The 20,844-nt window shown below is 41.7% G+C and carries 17 protein-coding genes and 1 pseudogene; 8 read left to right on the top strand and 10 right to left on the bottom strand.

The features are described 5' to 3' along the window. Nucleotides 1–69: 69 nt before the first annotated feature. Nucleotides 70–609, bottom strand: a complete 540-nt coding sequence (locus LRS05_RS06285) for a YceI family protein (RefSeq protein ID WP_257867526.1) — start codon at nucleotides 607–609, stop codon at nucleotides 70–72. 306 nt (nucleotides 610–915) lie between these two features. Here LRS05_RS06285 and LRS05_RS06280 point away from each other — a divergent pair, with 306 nt between their 5' ends. Continuing rightward, complete coding sequence (locus LRS05_RS06280; RefSeq protein ID WP_257867525.1) at nucleotides 916–1,038, top strand: hypothetical protein; 123 nt, start codon at nucleotides 916–918, stop codon at nucleotides 1,036–1,038. Between the two features lie 26 nt (nucleotides 1,039–1,064). Beyond that, the gene (locus LRS05_RS06275) at nucleotides 1,065–1,625 is read left to right on the top strand and encodes a hypothetical protein (protein WP_257867524.1); all 561 of its coding nucleotides are present in this window, start codon (nucleotides 1,065–1,067) and stop codon (nucleotides 1,623–1,625) included. A 140-nt stretch (nucleotides 1,626–1,765) separates the two neighbouring features. On the opposite strand, the gene LRS05_RS06270 is transcribed toward LRS05_RS06275, so the two are convergent. Beyond that, on the bottom strand, nucleotides 1,766–2,236 hold the full coding sequence (locus LRS05_RS06270; RefSeq protein WP_257867523.1) for a hypothetical protein: 471 nt from the start codon (nucleotides 2,234–2,236) through the stop codon (nucleotides 1,766–1,768). 148 nt (nucleotides 2,237–2,384) lie between these two features. Between LRS05_RS06270 and LRS05_RS06265 the strand changes: the two genes are divergently transcribed. The 3 genes from LRS05_RS06265 (at nucleotide 2,385) to LRS05_RS06255 (ending at nucleotide 6,367) form a co-directional block, all read left to right on the top strand. After that, nucleotides 2,385–2,906: an RNA polymerase sigma factor gene (locus LRS05_RS06265; protein WP_257867522.1), complete on the top strand. Its 522-nt coding sequence runs from the start codon at nucleotides 2,385–2,387 to the stop codon at nucleotides 2,904–2,906. Nucleotides 2,907–2,951: 45 nt separating this feature from the next. Then, complete coding sequence (locus LRS05_RS06260) at nucleotides 2,952–3,848, top strand: FecR family protein (protein WP_257867521.1); 897 nt, start codon at nucleotides 2,952–2,954, stop codon at nucleotides 3,846–3,848. Nucleotides 3,849–3,928: 80 nt separating this feature from the next. Beyond that, on the top strand, nucleotides 3,929–6,367 hold the full coding sequence (locus tag LRS05_RS06255) for a TonB-dependent siderophore receptor (RefSeq protein ID WP_257867520.1): 2,439 nt from the start codon (nucleotides 3,929–3,931) through the stop codon (nucleotides 6,365–6,367). Nucleotides 6,368–6,441: 74 nt separating this feature from the next. Here LRS05_RS06255 and LRS05_RS06245 read toward each other — a convergent pair. The 4 genes and pseudogenes from LRS05_RS06245 to argS form a co-directional block, all read right to left on the bottom strand. After that, a pseudogene (locus LRS05_RS06245) lies at nucleotides 6,442–8,105 on the bottom strand (MBOAT family protein). Next, nucleotides 8,106–9,521 (bottom strand): GDSL-type esterase/lipase family protein, encoded by a 1,416-nt coding sequence (locus tag LRS05_RS06240; protein WP_257867517.1) that lies wholly within the window; start codon nucleotides 9,519–9,521, stop codon nucleotides 8,106–8,108. Continuing rightward, entirely contained in the window at nucleotides 9,511–10,914 is a 1,404-nt protein-coding gene (locus tag LRS05_RS06235) for a hypothetical protein (RefSeq protein ID WP_257869241.1), read from the bottom strand. The genes LRS05_RS06240 and LRS05_RS06235 overlap by 11 nt, the downstream gene beginning before the upstream one ends. Before the next feature lie 80 nt (nucleotides 10,915–10,994). Then, nucleotides 10,995–12,779, bottom strand: coding sequence for an arginine--tRNA ligase (gene argS / locus LRS05_RS06230; protein WP_257867516.1), 1,785 nt, complete (start codon nucleotides 12,777–12,779; stop codon nucleotides 10,995–10,997). A 272-nt stretch (nucleotides 12,780–13,051) separates the two neighbouring features. On the opposite strand from argS, the gene LRS05_RS06225 reads away from it, so the two are divergent. Further along, nucleotides 13,052–15,451, top strand: coding sequence for an outer membrane beta-barrel family protein (locus LRS05_RS06225; RefSeq protein WP_257867515.1), 2,400 nt, complete (start codon nucleotides 13,052–13,054; stop codon nucleotides 15,449–15,451). Between the two features lie 168 nt (nucleotides 15,452–15,619). On the opposite strand, the gene LRS05_RS06220 is transcribed toward LRS05_RS06225, so the two are convergent. After that, on the bottom strand, nucleotides 15,620–16,633 hold the full coding sequence (locus LRS05_RS06220; RefSeq protein ID WP_257867514.1) for a 3-oxoacyl-ACP synthase III family protein: 1,014 nt from the start codon (nucleotides 16,631–16,633) through the stop codon (nucleotides 15,620–15,622). Between the two features lie 125 nt (nucleotides 16,634–16,758). Here LRS05_RS06220 and LRS05_RS06215 point away from each other — a divergent pair, with 125 nt between their 5' ends. Beyond that, a complete protein-coding gene (locus tag LRS05_RS06215; RefSeq protein ID WP_257867513.1) occupies nucleotides 16,759–17,175 on the top strand; it encodes an energy transducer TonB in 417 nt (138 codons plus the stop codon). Here the strand turns inward: LRS05_RS06215 and LRS05_RS06210 are convergent. Next, nucleotides 17,172–18,134 (bottom strand): ABC transporter ATP-binding protein, encoded by a 963-nt coding sequence (locus LRS05_RS06210; protein ID WP_257867512.1) that lies wholly within the window; start codon nucleotides 18,132–18,134, stop codon nucleotides 17,172–17,174. The genes LRS05_RS06215 and LRS05_RS06210 overlap by 4 nt on opposite strands. 311 nt (nucleotides 18,135–18,445) lie before the next feature. Between LRS05_RS06210 and LRS05_RS06205 the strand changes: the two genes are divergently transcribed. Then, nucleotides 18,446–19,081 (top strand): porin family protein, encoded by a 636-nt coding sequence (locus tag LRS05_RS06205; RefSeq protein ID WP_257867511.1) that lies wholly within the window; start codon nucleotides 18,446–18,448, stop codon nucleotides 19,079–19,081. A gap of 327 nt (nucleotides 19,082–19,408) precedes the next feature. On the opposite strand, the gene LRS05_RS06200 is transcribed toward LRS05_RS06205, so the two are convergent. Next, nucleotides 19,409–20,104, bottom strand: coding sequence for an OmpA family protein (locus tag LRS05_RS06200; protein ID WP_257867510.1), 696 nt, complete (start codon nucleotides 20,102–20,104; stop codon nucleotides 19,409–19,411). Nucleotides 20,105–20,124: 20 nt separating this feature from the next. Beyond that, complete coding sequence (locus LRS05_RS06195) at nucleotides 20,125–20,574, bottom strand: lipocalin family protein (protein ID WP_257867509.1); 450 nt, start codon at nucleotides 20,572–20,574, stop codon at nucleotides 20,125–20,127. Nucleotides 20,575–20,844: the final 270 nt, after the last annotated feature.

Here is a 20,844-nt window from a genome sequence, read left to right as displayed (position 1 = left end):
GGCCTTGCAAAAATAAAGTCCTGACAATAATAACTGTCAGGGCTTTATTTTTTAGTTATCGAAATAAAATTACTCCTTCACATTTGTAAACTGCACATTGGCATGAAGCTTAATCACTTCGCCAAGCACCAGGCCTCCCGCTTCGGTAACATCATTGGCGTGGATATTGAAATCATTCCTGTTGATATTGCCTGTAATTTCGAATCCGGCACGATCTATCCCGAAGCCATCTTTTGCAGTCCCGCCAAAAAGCACGTCAAGCACCACCTCTTTTGTAATGCCCTTTATTGTAAGGTCGCCTACAAGCTTGTGCTTATCACCTTCGATATGGGTAAATGATGTCGATAAAAATTCAATTACCGGATAGTTATCGGCGTCAAAAAAGTCGGCAGATTTCAGGTGCTCATCACGCTGGCGGTTATTGGTGTCAATGCTGTACACATTCATTTGAATGGTAAAGTAAGCATCATTAAAATTATCGTGCTCACCGGTAACAAAACGCCCTTCAAACTTTGTAAAAGCGCCTGTAATATTTGAAATTACCAGATGGCGAATCTTAAAATGTATTTCAGAATGTGCCGGGTCTATAACCCAATGATTGCTTGCCATAGTTTGTGATTTTGAAGTTAACAGGGTTACTTAAGCGCTTTTGGCAAAATTTACATAAGTATTCCCTGATATTTGCAGCACTAATTTAGCCACATCATCATCTTCGGGCATAAAATTTTCCGTGAATTGTTTGTTAATTTTTCAATGCCTCACAATTATGCTTCTATTTGAACCGACTGTAAAATCAGGTAACGCAGGTGTTTGTTAAGGGTTTCTGTAACGTTTTCGCTAAAAAGTAACGTTAAACCCAATCCGCCATCGCCTTATCGTGTTGCAACTTTGTAATGAACGCAAAACGCAACAATTATGAGCTCAGGAAAACAAACACCGGCGCCAAAAGAAAGCAGCGAGAAAAAATCGCCTGCCGAAAGGGCAACAGGAGAAAAAAGCAAGAAGGAACAATACCCAAAACCTTCGCAAAAAAACTAGCTTATTAACAACAAACTATAGAAATCATGAGCAACGACAGGAACAATGACAGTTATGGCCACAGCCATGGCAGTCAGCACGATCAAAGAGCCAATAAAGGCAACAGCAGCTGGAATGATGAAGGCCAAAGTATGCAGGGCAACAACCCCGGAGAAAACTGGGAGAGTGGCCAACAGCAGGAACAAGGCATGGGCAGCCGCGGCAACAGTATGAATAATGCTTCAATGAGTGGTGATGAAAACTACAGTAGTGAAGAGCGCAGCATGAGCGGAAGTGATAATGATGACTTCAATAACCAGGGATGGCCTGAAGATGAAGACATGAATGCCCAATCACGCACCTTTAACGAAGATGAAGAAACTTATGATGAAGAACGAAACATGAGTGGCGGCGGAAGCGGAGGCTACGGCGGAAGCAACCGCGGCACAGAAAACAATAATTGGGATGCTACTGACCAGACCCAGCGTTTTAACGGGGTGCATGATGATGAGCAATTCAATGCGTCATCTCACGGACAGTACAGTGATGAAGAGCAAAACCGCTACGGACAGGAAAATGACCGCCGTAACCGCGAAGAGCTGGAATAACAGCCAAACAGGTTTTAAAGAGTTAATTATTGGTTTATAGTTCGAGTCAGAGGTACGGATTTTTTTAAGTCCCGAACCTGATTCAATTAAAAAGCGGGATAGATGAACACACTATCCCGCTTTTGCTATTTTGAAAATAACTATTGTACCTTTTCAAAAACTAAAATATCGGTGCCGCCATTGCCACCGCTTACATCAATAAGGCTTATGCGGTTAGCATTGCGCTCGTTAATGTCCCAGTCATCTGTCAGGTCAACAAAATCTGCAGGGGCAGTAAACCCGATATTAAAGTCAATGTCACTCCCCGGGTCATCATCACTGCCATTATCATCAGTTACAGACCATAGCCCTGTTACAGTAGTTTCACCTTTAACGGCTGTGAGTGTACCATTGTTGCCAAAAGTAAAGGTATATCCGGCAAAGTGGTCTGTTTCTATAACACCACTATCAACAAAGGTTGTAATCCTCCAGGTATCCTGCTTCATTACATTTACAATCTCGTTAATTTGCAGTTGGTTGCTGTTGTTGTTAGGTGTATTGTCATCATCACCGCAACTCACCATAATAGCCATTGCAAAAAGCGCAAAAGCTGAAATCTTTAATCTTTTCATAGGTTCTGTTTAAATTATATATTCCAGAACGCAAAAAAATCAAAAACCATTATAACCACACAGCTTTTTAAGCTAAATTTTACTTTTAATGATAAAATAATTTAACCGCCTTAATTTTTTTATAATTTCACAGCCAATTTTATTTGAAATGACCAAGATTTCATTAACAGGGATTTGTGCCGAAGCAGTATTTGCCAATTTTTTTAAAAGCCACGCCAAGGCATTGCGCAATTACCTGTTTTATAAATATGGTAATGAGGAGCAGGCTGAAGATGCCACGCAGGAGGCTTTTATAAAGTTGTGGGAGAACTGTGAGAAAGTGCCGCTCGAGAAAGCAAAGTCTTTTTTGTACACTGTTGCCAACAATACCACGCTAAACAAAATTGCCCACCAGAAAGTGGTGCTCGAATATGCTAAAAATTCAACAGTAAAATCTTCAACACCTGAAAGCCCCGAGTATATTCTTGAAGAAGAACAATTTAAAATAAAATTGCAGAAAGCCATTGAAAAGCTTGGTGAGGCACAGCGCACCGCTTTTTTGCTGAACCGCATTGATGGCAAGAAATACCATGAGATTGCCGAGATGCTTGGCATTAGTGTAAAGGCTGTTGAAAAGCGTATCCATATAGCGCTGACAGAATTACGCAAAGAAATTGAAGGCTTCAGGTAGGGAGTTTTAACAAACGGCTGTTATATAACCAAAGCACTTAAGAAGATGAACGAGGATAACAAATTAGCGAAATGGCTCAGCGGTGAGATGACAGACGCCGAACTAAAGGAGTTTGCCGCTTCGCCTGAATTTGAGACATACGAAAAAATAAAGAAATATTCGGCCGAACTGGCAGCGCCTGCCGCTGACCTGGAGAGTACTTATACACAGATTGCTGCTAAACGCAATAAGCCTGCCGCTGAACCTAAAGTGCGCCGCCTGTGGCTTCCGCAAATAGCTGCCGTGCTCGTGATTGCTTTGGGCCTTACATGGTTTTTAACCAAAGACAATGGAGTATCTCAAATGGCTGCTAACGGAACGCGTACAGAATTCTTGCTGCCTGATAATTCAGAAGTTGTGCTTAATGCAGGCTCTGAAGCTGATTTTAACGAGAGCGGCTGGAGCGATAAGCGTGAGGTAAAGCTGAAAGGCGAGGCTTTCTTTAAAGTGGCGAAAGGCAAAACGTTTGATGTGGTAACACCAATGGGTACCGTAACCGTAGTGGGCACGCAATTTAACGTAAAGGCACGTGAGTCAAGGTTTGAAGTGGTATGCTACGAAGGAAAAGTAAAGGTGGCATATAAGGGAAAAATCGTATATTTACTACCGGGTGACGGTGTTGCCTACCAGGATAATGCGCCTGTGGCAATACCCGATGATGCGAAGACGCAGCCGGGGTGGATAAATAACCAGGCTGAATTTGTAAGCGAAAAGCCTGAAAGCGTGATTTACGAACTGGAGAGGCAATATAATATTTCAATTGAACTGCCTGCCGATATTACAGAACCATTTACAGGCACATTGCCAACTGATAATCTAGATAACGCACTTGACGCTTTTGCAACTCCGTATCATTTAAAACCCGTAAAAAAAGGAGAGAAAATCATACTGACGTCTGAATAATGGTGAACATCCGGCATTTTTTGCTGTGCTTTGTGTTTTTTTTTGCCGCAGCCTTACAAGCGCAGGGCAATGCTAAAAATGTGGAGCTGAAAAAAATACTGGAAACCATTGAAGAACAGCACAAGGTAAAATTCAGTTACATTGAAAATGAAGTGGCTGCCCATAAACTTCCTGCCCCTTCTCCCCTTATGCCGCTAAAGGCAAAGCTTGTTTACATAGAAAAACGCACAGGCCTGGTATATAAAGAAACCGGTGAAGGCTACCTTACGCTGTATACGCCTATAAAATTTAGGGAACCCACTGTTTGCGGATACCTTGTTGATGAATATGGAGAACCTATAGAAAATGTATCTATACTTATAGACAGTATTGGTACAATTACCTCTGAACCCGACGGCTTTTTTGAATTTCCTGCGGCTGTAAAAGGCAGTGTGCTCCTCTCGCGTGATGGCTTCAGAAATGCCAGCTACTCCGTTAACAGCTTTACCGGCGACTGTAAAAAGATAATATTGAAAGCCGAATACCACCTGCTTGAAGAGGTGGTGATGGAACGATACATTGCTGCCGGTATCTCACTGGGCAGGGATGGTACGTTTGTAATAAAGCCTAAACAATTCGGTATCTTACCGGGCCTTACGGAACCTGATGTTTTACAAACCATGCAGCAGCTCCCGGGTATTGGCAGTGTTGACGAAACCGTTTCAAACATTAATGTACGCGGCGGCACGCATGACCAAAACCTTTTCCTGTGGAATGGCATAAGGCTCTTCCAGACGGGGCATTTCTATGGGCTTATTTCAGCGCTTAATCCCAACCTTGCTTACAATGTAAAGATTTCCAAAAACGGCACATCAGCGTTCTATGGCGAGAGCGTATCAAGCGTGGTGGATATTTCGTCACATTCAGATGAGATTGGAAACAGCAGGACAACCATTGGCACCAATATGATCAATGCCGATTTTTATACACGCTTAAAAATAAATGAAGATGCTGATATAGATATATCTGCCCGGCGCTCATTTACCGATTTCATTGAGCTGCCTACATACAGCAAATATTCAAAGCGTATTTTTCAGAATACTATAGTTACGCAGCTCAACAATAGCCAGGATGTAACGTACCGTAGTGACAAAGAGTTCTACTTTTATGACTTTACCGGGCAATACCACCAAAAGATCGGTGAAAAGCATGATGTTTTTGTTAATTTCATCGGTATAAAAAATACGCTTGATTTTACTGAAGGTAATTTATTTTCTACACGCAACAGCAGCCTGAGCCAGCTAAGCCTGGGAGCCACCGCGGCATGGAAAGCGCGGTGGAAAGAAAACTTCGGCACTGAGGGAAGCATTTATTTTTCACGCTATAATCTTGAAGGCAGCAACCGCGAGGCTGATGTAAACGGCGTGCTGGCACAGGAAAACAATGTAAGTGACTTAGGTTTGCGGCTTGCAGGCAACAGGCGGCTTTCAGACGAGATAATGCTGCATGCGGGCTACCAGCTAAACCGTACCTCTATAGAAAACTTTGAGGCAACAAACTTACCTTCCACCGAAACATTGCGTACATCGCTTACCGCACATGCGCTGATTGCTGAAGGCGAATATACCTCGCCCGACGAACTGCTGTATATACGCGGCGGTGTACGTGCCAATTACATCAGCGAATTTTCAATGATATTGCCCGAACCCCGCCTGCAGCTTAAATATGCAATGGGGCCTGACTGGACTATTGAAGCTTTAGGCGAACTTAAAAGCCAGACCGCCAGCCAGGTAGTTGAGTTTCAGGATGACTTTTTGGGGCTTGAAAAACGGCGCTGGATATTAGCCGATAATAATGATATACCGGTACAAAAGAGTATGCAGGTATCTGCAGGCGTATCTTATAGGTATGACGGTTGGCTGTTGTCTTTCGAGATGTTCAATAAAGACGTGAAGGGCATCACCACTGGAGGGCAGGCATTTCAGGACGCTCTGGAGAACGTTTCTGCAACAGGCAGCTACAATGTTCAGGGCACAGAGTTTCTCATCCAGAAGCAATTTGAGGGCTTCTACGCATGGCTTACCTACACATGGAACAATAACAATTATGAGTTTCCTGATTTTACAACGTATAAGTTCCCGAACAACCTCGAAATAAACCACACCCTAAACAGCGCAGTTACTTATGAGTTGTATAATGTGAAAGTCGCGCTCGGTGCTAAATGGTTTACAGGACGGCCGGTTACCACCCCTGTAGGCACATCGCCATCTATAACCCCATCCGGAACAAGGATACTGTATGGCAGGCCTAATGAAAATAATATTGAAGACTTCTTCCAGATGAACTTTTCTGCAACCTACCTTTGGGAACTTAATAAAAAAACAAGCCTGCAATTCGGGGTATCTGTGCTTAACATTCTCAATAAGCAGAACATAATCAACAGGTACTACCGACTAAACGCTGACAATGGCGCAATTGAAGTAGTAAACACCTATTCGGTTGAAAGAACGCCGAATGCGTTGATTAGATTAAACTTTTAGAGAGTGCCTCAGTGCCTGAGAGCTTAAGTACATCTGAGTTGGTCTAAGTAGCTTAGGCACTCAGCAGCTTTCTCCTAAAACTGGAAATAAATAAATGGCTGCGGCCCTGCGGCTGATGCAGCATATACCAACCAGAAGGTTAGGCCAATGATAAGTCCTTGTACTACAAGCGGAAGATTATCAAATGAGCTTCGCATTTTTATTGTGAAACTGTCCGGCAGGAAATGCCATACATAACCTATCAGCATCAGCAAGAATACGTTTTTATAGCCAAGGATAATTGTTTTCCACTGTTCAAAATTGAATGTTACAGCGCTGATATTCTTAATAACGTCCATCGCTATAGAGAAATCCCTTGCCCTGAAGAACAGCCAGCAGAATGCCACAAAATGAAATGTGAGAACTATAGAGATAAAGCGCCATAAGTAGCCGCCAAATTTATTTTCATTCTCTTTTTAGATGGGAAATACTCCATAAAAATCTTGTGAACGGCAAGAGCAATACCATGCAGCGCACCCCAGATTATGAAGCGTAGGCTTGCCCCGTGCCACAGTCCGCCAAGGAGCATAGTTGTAAGCAGATTGACATTGGTAAACATAGTGCGCTCCTTTTCTTTAGAAAGCAGGAAAGTGAGTGAGAACACTACAAGGCCTGTCACGCTTATGATAAGCGGCACATTGCTTACCGGTGCATATGTTATACCCCAAACCACAAGCCCGAAGAAAAACAGCGCCGGAAACAGGAAGCCCGCAAACGAGCCATGACGGTTACCGCCAACAGAGATATAAAGAAAATCCTTCAGCCAGGTTGAAAGCGAGATGTGCCACCTACGCCAGAATTCAGTAATACTTGCAGATTTATATGGCGTACGGAAGTTGATAGGTAATTTAAAGCCCAGCAGCAACGCAATACCAATAGCCATGTCACTATAGCCGGAGAAGTCGCAATAAATCTGGATGGTGTAGCCGTATGCCGCCATCAGGTTTTCAAAAGCGGTATAGCTGTTTGGAGAATCAAAAACCCTGTCGACAAAGTTTAGTGATATATAATCTGATATTACCGTTTTCTTGATAAGCCCACCGATGATAAGGAAAAAAGCACGGTTTACATCTTCTTTCGTGAGGTTCAGCTTAGTATAAATCTGCGGTAAGAAATCTTTTGCGCGTACAATAGGGCCTGCCACAAGTTGTGGAAAGAAAGAGACAAAGAACAGGTACTCAAGATACGTTTTGGTCGGGGTTATTTCTTTCCTGTAAATCTCAATGATATAGCTTATACTCTGGAATGTATAAAAGGAAATACCAACCGGCAGTATCACATCATAAAAAGATAAGTGCCCGCCAAAGATGTCGTTATAATTCCCGACGATAAAATTGGTATACTTGAAATACCCGAGAAATGTGAGGTTGACAATAACGCTGAACCACAGATAAATCTTTCGCTGGAGGTTACGGGTTTCCCGATAAAGAAAGTACCCTAACGTATAATCAACTACCGATGAGAACAGCAAGAGGACAAAATACTCAGCACTGCACAGATAGTAAAAATATAATGAAAACAGCGCGGTAAAAGCCAGTCTCGCATTAAACGTTTTGCGCAGTGTAATGTATATGGCATAGAATATAACAAAAAGCCTCAGGAACTTTGCCGTGCTGAAAAGCATAGGCTCTTTTTCGTTATACAAAAACCAGTCAGCCAGTGTTTCAGGAGTAATGGGTATAAAATCGGTCAGTTGCATCTACTTCCTGTTTGTTATAAAATTATCATACGCCTTCATAAATGCTTCACTAAACATAGCGCCCTGCTTTTCATATCCTGCCTTAGAGTAATGTACTTTGTCTGCCGAAAGCAGACCTTTGGCAGCGTTCCTGTTTACGCTGAACAACCCGCCCATTTCAGAATATAAGTCCCAGCTTGCGTAATCTTTTTCTGTTTCCTGCATCAGGATGTTTTTTGCATACCCCGCAGCAAATGTATTGGGGTAGCGGCGATTAAACAAAGATGGTGGCGGCGTCATTACCAGTACTGCTGCTTCGGGATTTTTTGCCTTTACATTTTCCAGAAACTTATTGAGCTGTGCCATATACTCTTCATTCGACATTTTGTCGAACGACTCATTTGTACCGAATGATACTACTATTAAATCTGGCTTAAGCGCAGGCAATTGTTCAAAAAACAGCTGGTATTTATTATAATCTGATGCCTTAGCACCGTTCACGCCTATGCTGTGGTAAATAAGCCCGGCATCATCTTTCTCCAGTACAAGCCCATTCAGGTTATAAGTGTTTGCTTTCTGCCCCGGCAGCAGGTATATTTTTGAAAGAGGTTCATCACTATGATAATAATTGGCAAATGCGTCGGCTGTCAGCTCGAGTGGAATAAATTCCGACCGCTTTACCTGTTTCGCTTCCATCTCGTTAGTTGGAATACGGAGCGTTTTACCGGCACGAATGTTGTCTGACTTCAGGCCGTTTAGCTTTTTAATTGCCGAAACACCTACACCATATTTTTCTGCGATGCTGCCCAGCACCTCACCACTTTTTATTCTGTGCGTTATCTTTTTAGGAACTGTAGATTCCAGTACAATTATTCTGCTGCTGGTAGCCACGTCAAAAGTTGGCTTGTTGCCAGGCGTAATGATTTTTATAGTATTAAAAAGATAAGCGCTGTCACGGATATTTACCTCAACAGCGAAATTTTTTTCCGTATATAGCCCAATTCCGCTTAGCCCAACAACTGTACCGTTGGGTTCATAAATATTCCTGCGGCTTTCCCAGGACACATTGCTGTTGTAACGCACATAATGCCCACCATTTGTTCTAGCCAGATTATGCGGAAAAGTAAAACCGCAGCCACCGTTACCAAAACGTTCCTGTAATGTTTTACGGATCACGCCTGTAAATAAATCGGCCTGTATGTGGGAGTCACCTATATGTACAATGTTAACTTTGCCTGCCTTCTGCGTATCAAGATAGTACAGCTTCTCAAAGAAAAGCTTTAGTGCTGATGCATTAGTGATAATATTATCGCCAACTACAAGCTCGCCTTCATCTTCAACAGCAACGCTATCAATAACCACTGCAGTGGTGTCTTGTGCCGAAACATTAACGCACAGCATCATGCAAAGCAATATGTGCCATAGGTTAATGCGCATGCGTGCTGTCGGTTTTGCGGGTTAACGAGTCTTTTTTAGCAACAGGCTTTTTCACCTGTGAAGGGGTCTTGTAGCCGCGAAGTTTCTTGTATTGCTCAAAGCCATCGTTCAGTTGGTTGTAAATCAGGTCGCTTATTTTTTTAGATCCCCTGAAGTTGAAGTGCGTATAGTCTTTATTGGCCAGTGGCGGCACTTCTTCAACCCATTTTACCATAGCGCCGTCACCACCCATTAGCATATAGAGGTTTACATAACCTGCATTGGTGCTAAGAGCATAACGCTTTTGCGCCTGAGTGAGTGGGACTACGGCAGAATCAGTTTTCATGGCAAGGTCATACTTGGTAGACTTATCTGCCGTGCTAATTACAAGTATTGCAACACCCGGAAAACACTCCCGTAAATGATTTACAACTTTAGCCATACGCTTTTCGTACCACGAATAATTTAGCGAACCGTAGTTAAGCACATTGGTGCCGTAGTGGAGGATGATAAGGTCATAGCCGAGTTTTTCGTTGAAGGCCTTCATCACTGTTGGGTTAAACGTAGCGATCGGCAAGCCCGAATTGCCCCTGTTGCTGAAATTATCTACGTGAACGCCCTTACCATCGTCAAAATTAAACCCATAGAACGGAATGCTGTCAGCCGCGATAAAGTTGGCTCTCATGGCTTTGATGTTTCCTGCAACCTGCAGTGTATTGACAGTAGCCGTTGGTGTAAGCTTTTTTATAATGGTATCTTTACCTATTATCGTTGCAATCCTGCCACGAGTGTTACCCGATTTACCGTAGAATAGCGTTGGGTTGTTCAGTTCATTTACATGCCTCCATTGCAAAGCTTTGTATTTTACCCACACAGGGTCAACCGTATCTTTTTTTACAAAAAACACATGTCCGTTAATGCCGAAAGGCCGTTGCGGATTTTTCACATTCAGGTAAGAAAGTGTTTTCCAGTTTGAAGAGAACTGGTGTGCCAGGGTGGTACGTGACGGGGCTGATTCAGATGTAATATTCACAAAACCAACACCTTCACCGCCAAAACGGTTTTGCATGGTAGAGCGAAAATCTTTCACAATCATGTCACCATCAGTCATAGAGTCGCCAAAATAAGCTATACGCACATTGCCCTGACCGGTCTTTTCAAGCTGCAGCAGTTTTTCGTAGAACGATATAAGGTGCTGGAAACCTTTGTAGTTTTCAAAAGTTTCGGGCGGGAATTTGATGCCGTTTGTCTCTTCAAAGCTTATTCTTGAATTAGCAAGCGTATCAACCGAAACCTCTGCCGCATCTTCACCAGACACCGCCTCAAGCAACAGGCTGTCAATCACCACATTTTTGGTAAGGCCGCTATTATCAGAAAAAATCTTTTTAGGCAAAAACTGTTTAAAGCCCAGCATGGCGGCTATGGCTATAATCACTAATGCATAAGACTGGTAAAAATAAGGCTTGTTCTCGTTCACAAAAATTCTGTGTAAAGTTACATTCGCTCCGGCACATCAATTCCTAACAATGCAAAGGCCGATTTGATGGTTTCACCCACTTTCTTCGACAGCTGTACACGGAATATCTTTTCATTTTCAACTTCACTGCCAAGTACGGGCACACTCTGGTAGAATGAGTTATACTCTTTTACCAGATCATATACGTAATTGGCCACCAGTGCCGGACTGTGGTTATCGGCTGCTGATTGTATGATATTAGGAAACTGCGCTATAGCTTTCAGCAGTTCCTTTTCTTTTTCATGCAGATTTATGTCAGCTGCATTTAACGACTGACTAAAATTAAAGTCGGCTTTTCGTATAAGCGATTGTATCCTTGCGTAAGTATATTGTATAAATGGCCCGGTATTCCCTGCAAAATCAACCGACTCTTTCGGGTCGAACAGTATGCGCTTTTTTGGGTCAACTTTCAGGATGTAGTACTTTAATGCGCCAAGCCCTATTATCTTGTACAGCCTTTCCTTCTCCTCGTCAGAATAACCCTCCAGCTTGCCGAGCTCTTCGGAAATAGCTTTGGCAGTTACCATCATTTCATCCATCAGGTCGTCGGCATCAACCACGGTTCCTTCACGGCTTTTCATTTTACCGGATGGAAGGTCAACCATACCGTAGCTAAGGTGATACAGGCTCTCTGCCCAACTGAAACCAAGCTTTTTCAGTATCAGGAAGAGCACCTTAAAATGGTAATCCTGCTCATTGCCTACGGTATATACCATACCGCCCACATCAGGAAAATCCTTTACACGCTGTATGGCAGTACCAATATCCTGCGTCATGTAAACGGCAGTACCGTCACTGCGCAGCACGATCTTCCGGTCTAATCCATCCGGTGTAAGGTCTATCCAAACCGAGCCGTCAAGGTCTTTTTCGAAAACGCCTTTTTCAAGGCCCTGCTCCACAACATCCTTACCTAACAGGTAGGTATTGCTCTCGTAATAATTCTTATCAAAATCGACACCTATATTTTTGAATGTCGTATCAAAACCTTCATAAACCCAGCTGTTCATCATTTCCCAAAGCTTTACAACTTCGGGGTCACCGGCCTCCCATTGGCGGAGCATTTCCTGGGCCTGCAGTAATATCGGAGCCTGCTTTTTGGCTTCCTCTTCATTCAGGCCATTGTCGATAAGGTCATTTATCTGATTTTTGTAGGCTTTATCAAACTCTACATAATACTTACCCACAAGCTTATCTCCTTTTACACCTTCTGTTTCAGGAGTCTCGCCATTGCCAAACTGTTCCCAGGCCAGCATTGATTTGCAGATATGTATGCCCCTGTCATTGATGATTTGGGTTTTGTATACTTTTTTGCCTGATGCTTTTAGTATTTCTGCAACCGAGTACCCTAAAAGTACATTACGCACGTGGCCTAAGTGAAGCGGCTTATTTGTATTGGGTGATGCATATTCTACCATAATGGCTTTACCGCCTGCTTCCGCAGATTTGTAACCATACCGGGCATTGTCTTTAATTGCATTAAAGAAATTTATGTAGTATTTGTCAGAGATAACAAGATTAAGAAACCCTGATACTACATTAAAACGTTCTACCTCAGCAGTATTCTCAGCAAGATATTGGCCAATTTTGTTACCAAGCTCTGCAGGGTTGCTTTTAACCAGCTTTAGCAGCGGAAAAATCACCATAGTGATATCACCCTCAAAATCCCTTCTGGTAGCCTGCAGCTCTACATTGTCTAACGTAATGCCGAACAGCTTTTGGGCTGCCTCCTGAATATGGGATGTGAGTAATTGTGATAATGCCATTTTACTGATTTTTAAGCGTGCAAAGATATGTATATTTTAGTAACACCCTGACAGGGAAACTTCTAAAAAATTAGTTAATTCAAACTGGTTCTAAATTGAATATATTTTGAGAATTGTGTGTAACAATTTCTTATTTCATTTGTCTTATGTGTGTAATATAACTAAATATAAAGTAAATAAAATATTACATTGCAAAAAATGGTACTTTGTATTGCATATTAGCTAAATAGTTTTACATTTGCACCATCAATCATCAATCAATTAATCGAACAATGAAGTTAAAAATGTTCTTTGTGTTCCTCTTCGGGAGCATCATGTCTATTGCTGCGCAAAACCCGGGCAGCATTACCGGTAAAGTCACAGATAAAGCCACGACTGAACCTGTACCTTACGTGACTATCACTGTAAAAGAAAATGGCGCTGTTGTATCTGGCGGACTTACAGATGACAATGGCGAATTTGCCATTAAAAACCTTCCGCTAAAAAACTATACTGTTGAGTTCCAGTTCATGGGTTATAAAACTTATGCAATGTCGGCCAACCTTACAGATAAAGACAGGACAGCTAACCTGGGTAACATTGCGATTAGCGAAGATGTGACACAGCTTAACGAGGTTGAGGTTATAAAAGAGACCACCACCATTGAGCAGAAAATTGACCGTAAGGTTATTACCGTTGGGCGTGACCTTACAACAGCAGGTGGCACTGCCAGCGAAATTATGGGCAACATACCATCAGTAAATGTTGACCAGGATGGTAAAATATCCCTGCGTGGAAACCCGAATGTGAGGATATTGGTTGACGGCCGCCCTACTACCATCGACCCGGCACAGCTGCTGAAGCAGATACCTTCATCTTCTATCAAAAAAATCGAGCTTATAACCAACCCAAGCGCCAAGTACAACCCTGAAGGTATGAGTGGTATCATCAATATTATCCTGCATAAAAACGCAAATGACGGCTTTAACGGCAATTTCAATTCAGGCATTAACTTTGGTGAAACTCCGAAATTCAACACCGGCCTCGACCTTAATTATCGCAAAGGCAAAGTGAACTTTTTCGGCAATATTGGCGGAAACGTTGGCAAATGGGCAAATAGCGGGTTTATAAGAAGAAAAGATACCGGCAGCGAGCAGCTTATCGATGTACTTAATGATAATGAAGGAATACTTGCAAAAGTAGGTATGGATTATTACATTGATGATAACAATACTGTCTCTGTATATACTACGCAAAATTCCTTTAATGGCAATGCGACAGTAACTACAGATATATTTAATACAAATCCTGCAGATGACATTTACCAGGACTCAAAGGTTGACGATGAAAATTATAACAATGCCTACAACCTGGCTTACAAACATAAGTTTGCCAAAGAAGGCCACACGCTTGACCTTGAGGCGAACCACAACTATTCAAAAAGTACGCAGGATGTAAATTATGATATTACAAGAGGTAATAACACGCAAAGCTTCTATGTTGATGGCCTGAAGGACAGGAGAAAGAACACAACTGTAAATCTTGACTATGTAAACCCACTCAGCGAAAAATCAACGCTTGAACTTGGTGCTGAAGCCCGTTTACTGCGCACGGAAAGTAACTTTTTTACAACAAACACTCCTGTTGAGTACCCAACAGTTGATTATACTTATGACCAGGACATATTTTCTGCCTATGCAACATTCGGGCAAAAATGGACAAAATTCAGCTACCAGGTTGGGGCACGCCTTGAGAGTTATAAAGTAGTTGCAGATTTTAATAAAGGTACACTTGGGTTTAAAGATGATTACATTACCGTTTACCCTACATTGTTTGCAGGCTATAATTTTAATGAGAAGAACATGCTGCAGTTCAGCTTTAGCCGCAGGGTTGACAGGCCGAACCCCGACCAGACTTCTCCGCTAAGGGAGTTTAGCACACCGCTGCTTACATCTATAGGCAATCCGTCTCTCGAGCCGCAATTTACAAGTTCGGTTGAATTAAATTATACCAAGATGTTCGGGCAGGGATCATCTGTAACAGGTGGTGTTTACTACAGGTTCATCAATGATGAGATCAACAGGATATTCTATCCTAACGATGCTACTGCAAATACCGATGACCAGATTATGAGTTTTGGCAACTTTGATAAAAACACGGCATGGGGCTTTGAAGTATCTGCCAACTATAAAATTACAAAGTGGTGGGATATACAGCCTGCAGTCGATTTTTCTTCAATCAACCAGCAAGGTTTAGTATCCCAGCCGCTGGCATCTGATCCTGACAGTTTTGAGTTCATAAACCGGAAAATTACAGCGAACGCTTTTAATGCCAGGATGAACAGCAACTTTAAGGTTAATGACAGGCTCAGCTTCTTATTATTCGGCTTCTACCGCGGGCCGGTAAACGGTGTGCAGGGAGAAATGAAGGAAATGTACAAAATTGACAGCGGAGCGCGCTACTCATTGCTTGACAACAGGATGTCACTAAGTGTGCGCTTCAATGATATGTTTAAAACACAGCGCTTTGGGTTTGATTCAAACAACCCGTTCCCGCAAAGCGGTGAATTCAGGTGGGAAAGCCGTACGGTATACTTCGGGCTTAATTACAGGTTTGGCGGCGGCAAGAATATGGCAATGCAGCGCAAGCAGCGTGATGACAACACCAAGCAAGGCGGCGGGGGAATGTTTTAGAAAAAGCGCTTAGCTGCTAAGCTTTTAGCTTAGTCGCTCATAAGCTTAAAAATATATTTCATAGGTTTAGTTAGTTTGAGGGACGCTCCGGGTGCATACCGGGGCGTTTTTTTTAGTAAATAAAAAAGCCGGAACACATGCTCCGGCAATTCTGTTATCTATATATGTTTACCACTTTATAATTGCGCTGCCCCAGGTAAATCCGCTACCGAAGGCTGCAAGCACTACAGTATCACCCTGCTTGATTTTACCCTGTTCCCAAGCTTCTGTCAAAGCAATTGGGATTGAAGCTGCCGTGGTATTGCCATAGCTCATTATATTATTGTAAACCTTATCATCACTAAGCTGGAATTTCTGCTGTATGAACTGCGAAATGCGCAGGTTGGCCTGGTGCGGTATCAGCATATCAATATCGCTTACCTGCAGGTCATTTGTTTTGAGCCCCTCCATGATCACCTCACTGAAGCGAACAACAGCATTCTTAAACACAAACTGGCCGTTCATATAAGGGTAATAGCTTTCATCTTCTGGGTTATTGTCAGCAATGATATCAGTTACCCAGCGCTTGCCCATACCTGGGGCTATAAGTGAAAGTTCTTCGGCATGCTGTCCCTCACTATGCAGGTGGGTAGAAAGTATGCCTTTAGCATTATCATCTTCGCGGGAAAGTACAGCTGCGCCTGCCCCGTCACCAAATATTACCGATACTCCACGCCCGCGCGTAGTCATATCTAACCCGGTTGAATGCAGTTCAGAGCCTATAATAAGGATATTCTTATACATTCCGGTTTTTATGAACTGGTCTGCCACGCTAAGCGCATATATGAAGCCCGAACATTGGTTGCGAACGTCAAGAGCCCCAACAGTATGTTTCATGCCCAAATCACGCTGAACCAATACACCCGGACCGGGAAAGTAATAGTCAGGACTAAGGGTAGCGAAGATTATAAAATCTATATCTTCCTTATCTATGCCTGCACGCTCTACAGCTATTTTAGCTGCCTTAACTCCCATTGTAGTGGTAGTATCGCCATCGCCCTTCACTACATGACGGCGCTCTTTAATACCCGTACGCTCCTGAATCCAGGCATCGTTAGTATCCATGATTTTTGAAAGGTCGTCATTGGTAACTATATTTTGAGGAACGTAATAGCCAAGCCCTGAGATTTTTGAATTGTACATCAAATTGAGTTTTTAATAAAAATGGTGTTGTAAAAATAAACATTCCTTAAAACTAAAAATATATAATTGTTCACTTTTACTTATAAACAATTTTAGGATACGGAATTTACTTTTAGATTTGACACATGAAAAATTTTACACTTATTGTCTTCCTGCTTTTAGGTTATACATTGGTAGGCCAGGAAATCTACCTTGTTAAGATAGATTCTCTATCAAAGGAGAAAAAGATTGACATATTACCGCAATATCCGGGCGGTATTCAGTCATTCTATAGTGATGTCAAAGAAAAATTATTGAGTGCCAAGTTCAAAAAAAGCCAGATAATTTATGCGACTTTCATTGTAGAAAAGGATGGAAGTTTAAGTGATATTGTAATTTCCGAAAATTGTGAACCAAAAATGAAAAAGAAATTTAGGAAATTATTGGAACAGAGCAAGTGGACTCCGGGATACCTTAATGGTAAACCTGCAAGGGTAAGATTTAAACTGCCTGTTACTGTACGAAGCAGTTATGATGGAGGTGTTATCAGGGAAGCTAATTAACTAAAAGCATTCCTGTCAACCGTCAGTGAAACCTCGGCATTGGTACGCAGTTCTTTATGATGCTCAAAGAAAATTACCTGCCTGTCATGAGCGGCCTTCACAAGGTAGCGGTTGCCTTTAAAATAACATTGTTTTACAATCACTTTCAGCGGCCCGTTGTCATCAATTTTTAACTGGTGCGGGTATAGCAGCACAATTTCATCAGGATTCTGGGTAAGGGCTACCTGCCCAAGCTTCAGCTCATTTACTTCACCAAAGAGTGATGCCGTATATTTATCGGCAGCATTATAGTACACTTCCTTTGACGGTGCTTTTTCTATAATCTTCCCATTACGGATAACTATAGTTTCATCAGCAAAAGAGAGTGCATCGGTACTGTCATGCGTGGCTACAATCACTGTTATGCGTTTTTGCTTCAGGTAAGCAAAAAGATTTCTTCGCAAGGCATTCTTCCGGAAATTATCTATATGGCTAAAAGGCTCGTCAAGCAATAGCAATTGCGGCTCAACTGCCAGCACACGGGCAATGGCTATACGCTGCTGCTGCCCCCCGCTAAGGTATTTCGCCTTTACATTGGCAAATTCACCCATTTCAACAACATCCAGCAATTCGCGTATGCGTTGTTCTTTCTCTTCAGGATAAAAATTAGACAGGAATTTGCCTACATTCTCTGCAGCCGATATGTAAGGCATGAGGTCAAAATCCTGGGCAAGATATTTCATATTAGGCATACCCGGCACAAGATTATTCTTAGGGCCTGTAACAAGTTCACCATTAAAAGTGATATCTCCACTCTCAATATCAAAAAGACCGTATATAATTTTGAGCAATGTACTCTTGCCACAGCCGCTTTCACCAATCACTGCAATATTCTGCCCGCTCTTTACCGTGAAGGTAAGGTTATGCAGAATGATTTTGCGCGGGTCATATCCAAAAGAAACATCTTTTACGGCAAGCATATAATACTAAAAATATTGCGCAAAGCTACTAATTTGACCGCCGCATTACAATATAAATGTTGTTTAAAAATAAAGGTGCCACGATTAAATTGTGACACCTTTACAAACCTAACCAATAAAATAAACAAAACCTCTTATAGCAATTTCTCCATTTACATTAATCAATCATCATTAATTAGTTACGATATAACTACCACATTGGTTTCATATCTTCATGATTTTAACACATTTAAAAATTTTTGTTAAAAAATCTAAAATCATTTTATCACTATTATACTTACTAATATCTTTACAGCCCAAAATCAACCCCAATGAAAAAAATAATTACGTTACTTGTAGTACTCACATTTTCAATGGCTTTTGCACAGCGAACGTATGATCAGTATTCGCTTGAAGCAAGCTATGGTTTAAGCCACGGTATGAGCAAGGGCGAAAATTCAAACATCACTAGTTTTCAGCATTTTGACGTTGGCTTCCGTTATATGTTCAATGAATATTATGGCATTAAGGTTGATTACGGCAATGACTCCTTTAGGGTAGATGAAGGCGGATCTAAAGAAGGATCAAACTATCACCGTTTTACAGTATCAGGAGTGTACAATATAGGCCGTGCGCTAGACTTACCATATATTACAGGCGATTGGGTAAACTTAATAGGCCATGCCGGTCTTGGTTACTCCGCCCTGCAATCTACACGTAAAGCGGGTATTGATAATATTGGGAACGTGGTTGTTGGCTTAAGGCCTCAATTTTGGATAAGCGATCAATTTGCAGCGCATGTTGATGCATCATATGTATTTAACTTTACACAGCATTATAATTTTGACGGAACATATCCTGAAGCTGCACCATATACACTTAACGCATTTATGGGAGGTATAATCAATCTTTCGGCAGGAATTACATTTTACTTCGGTAAAAATGAAAATGATTCTGACTGGAGGTAACAGTATATATAAAGTTATAGAAAGTCCCGCTCTCAAGGCGGGACTTTTGTTTATTGAATGTTTACGATTGAGCTTTTCTTTTATTTCATGAGCTTAGAAATTGCTAAGTTAAGGTTCTTAGATATAGGTGTTTTAAAAACAACTTGATAATTGTATTGCTTTTAGCCGCACAATATAATATACAACCAAAGCTTTCTCCAGTGACGATGTCTGTGCCGTTACAGACAATTCTGTGATCAAAATATTACTAACTTTCTAATTCGTTTGACGACATAAAAAAATCCCGCTCTTTCGAACGGGATTTTTCTTTTTGGAATAAACCAAATATTACTGTTTTGCCTCTTTCTCGGCGTCTTGTACCATTTTCTCATTTGCAGTAATAGCAAACTCTACACGCCTGTTCTGGCTCATACCCTCTTTTGTACTATTATCGGCAACCGGGTCTGCCTCACCACGGCCAATTGTTGTAAATCGGGATGATTTTAGCCCTTTGCCAGTAAGATAGCTCTTTACAGATGCTGCCCTCTGTTCAGATAGCTTAAGGTTATAATCATCAGCGCCGCTGCTATCTGTATAACCAAAGATCTGGATATCTGTATCAGGATATTCATTAAATATTGGCACAAGCCTGTCAAGATTAGCTTTTGCAGTAGATGTTAATGAAGATTTATTCAGATCAAAACGTACAGAGTTTTCACCAAGCGTAAGTTTTATACCCTCACCTACCCTTTCAACTTCAGCACCGGGCAGCGCTTCATCAATTTTCTGCGCCTGCTTGTCCATCCTGTTACCAATAACACCACCTACGGTACCGCCAACTACACCCCCTATGATAGCACCAAGGGCTGTATTGCCGCCTTTACCAACATTGTTACCCAACACACCACCAATAACCGCACCTGATGCTGCGCCGATGGCTACACCACGCTGTGTCTTATTCGTGTTTTTTACAGATTCGCACGAGCCAAGGCCCAAACCTACAACTACTGCCATTGACAGTACATACTTTTTTATTGCTTTCATATTTTTTGTTTTACTGTTAATTACATTCTCATAAAAGTGTAAACCACCTCTGTATTCCTGCCGGCAACATTTACATTATCTACAAGTTCAAATGAGTTTGATGTCTGGTTGCGCAATTGCAGGTAATATCCCTGTGTAACACGTTTTGCCTTTTCGCCTTCGGTTATCTTTAGCGTAAAAGTTCCGTCTTTAGTAGACGTCCATACAATCGGGCTGCTGAATGAAGGGCATCCAGCCTTGCTTATGGTCATAGTGCCGCTGTTGTTGTTTGATACAAACTTCCACATGCTGCCTTCAAGGCATTTTGCATCGGCCACATCAAAAGATGTTACCTTGATTACATCGCTGTTAGCGTAACTTACCTGGCTTATTGTCCAGTTGCCGTTAAAGCCCACCTGAGATTTATGGTCTATACTTCCGCAAGACGCCAACCCGATTAGGCACAAGCTTAAAAAAAGAAACTTTTTCATAATTGATTAAATAGGTTACTTGTTTGAATTTTCATTAAAACCAACATAAAGATACTTTCCAAATAAGGAAATGTGCAAATTAAGGTTACGAGTTTTAACAGTAAAAACTTACATTTTTGCCGTAATGATTACACCTTTTTTGCAACGCCTTTAATTTTAAAGTGTTCTTGAAAAATCCATTTAAAGATTAAGCATATTAATCTTTTCTTAAACCCTTATTTCTTTAACAAATGCACTTGTGTCAAATTGTCATTTTTTAGCTTTTGGTAT

Source organism: Flavobacterium sp. J372 (assembly GCF_024699965.1).
Taxonomy (GTDB): domain Bacteria; phylum Bacteroidota; class Bacteroidia; order Flavobacteriales; family Flavobacteriaceae; genus Flavobacterium.
This window is presented reverse-complemented; position numbering and strand designations above follow the sequence as displayed.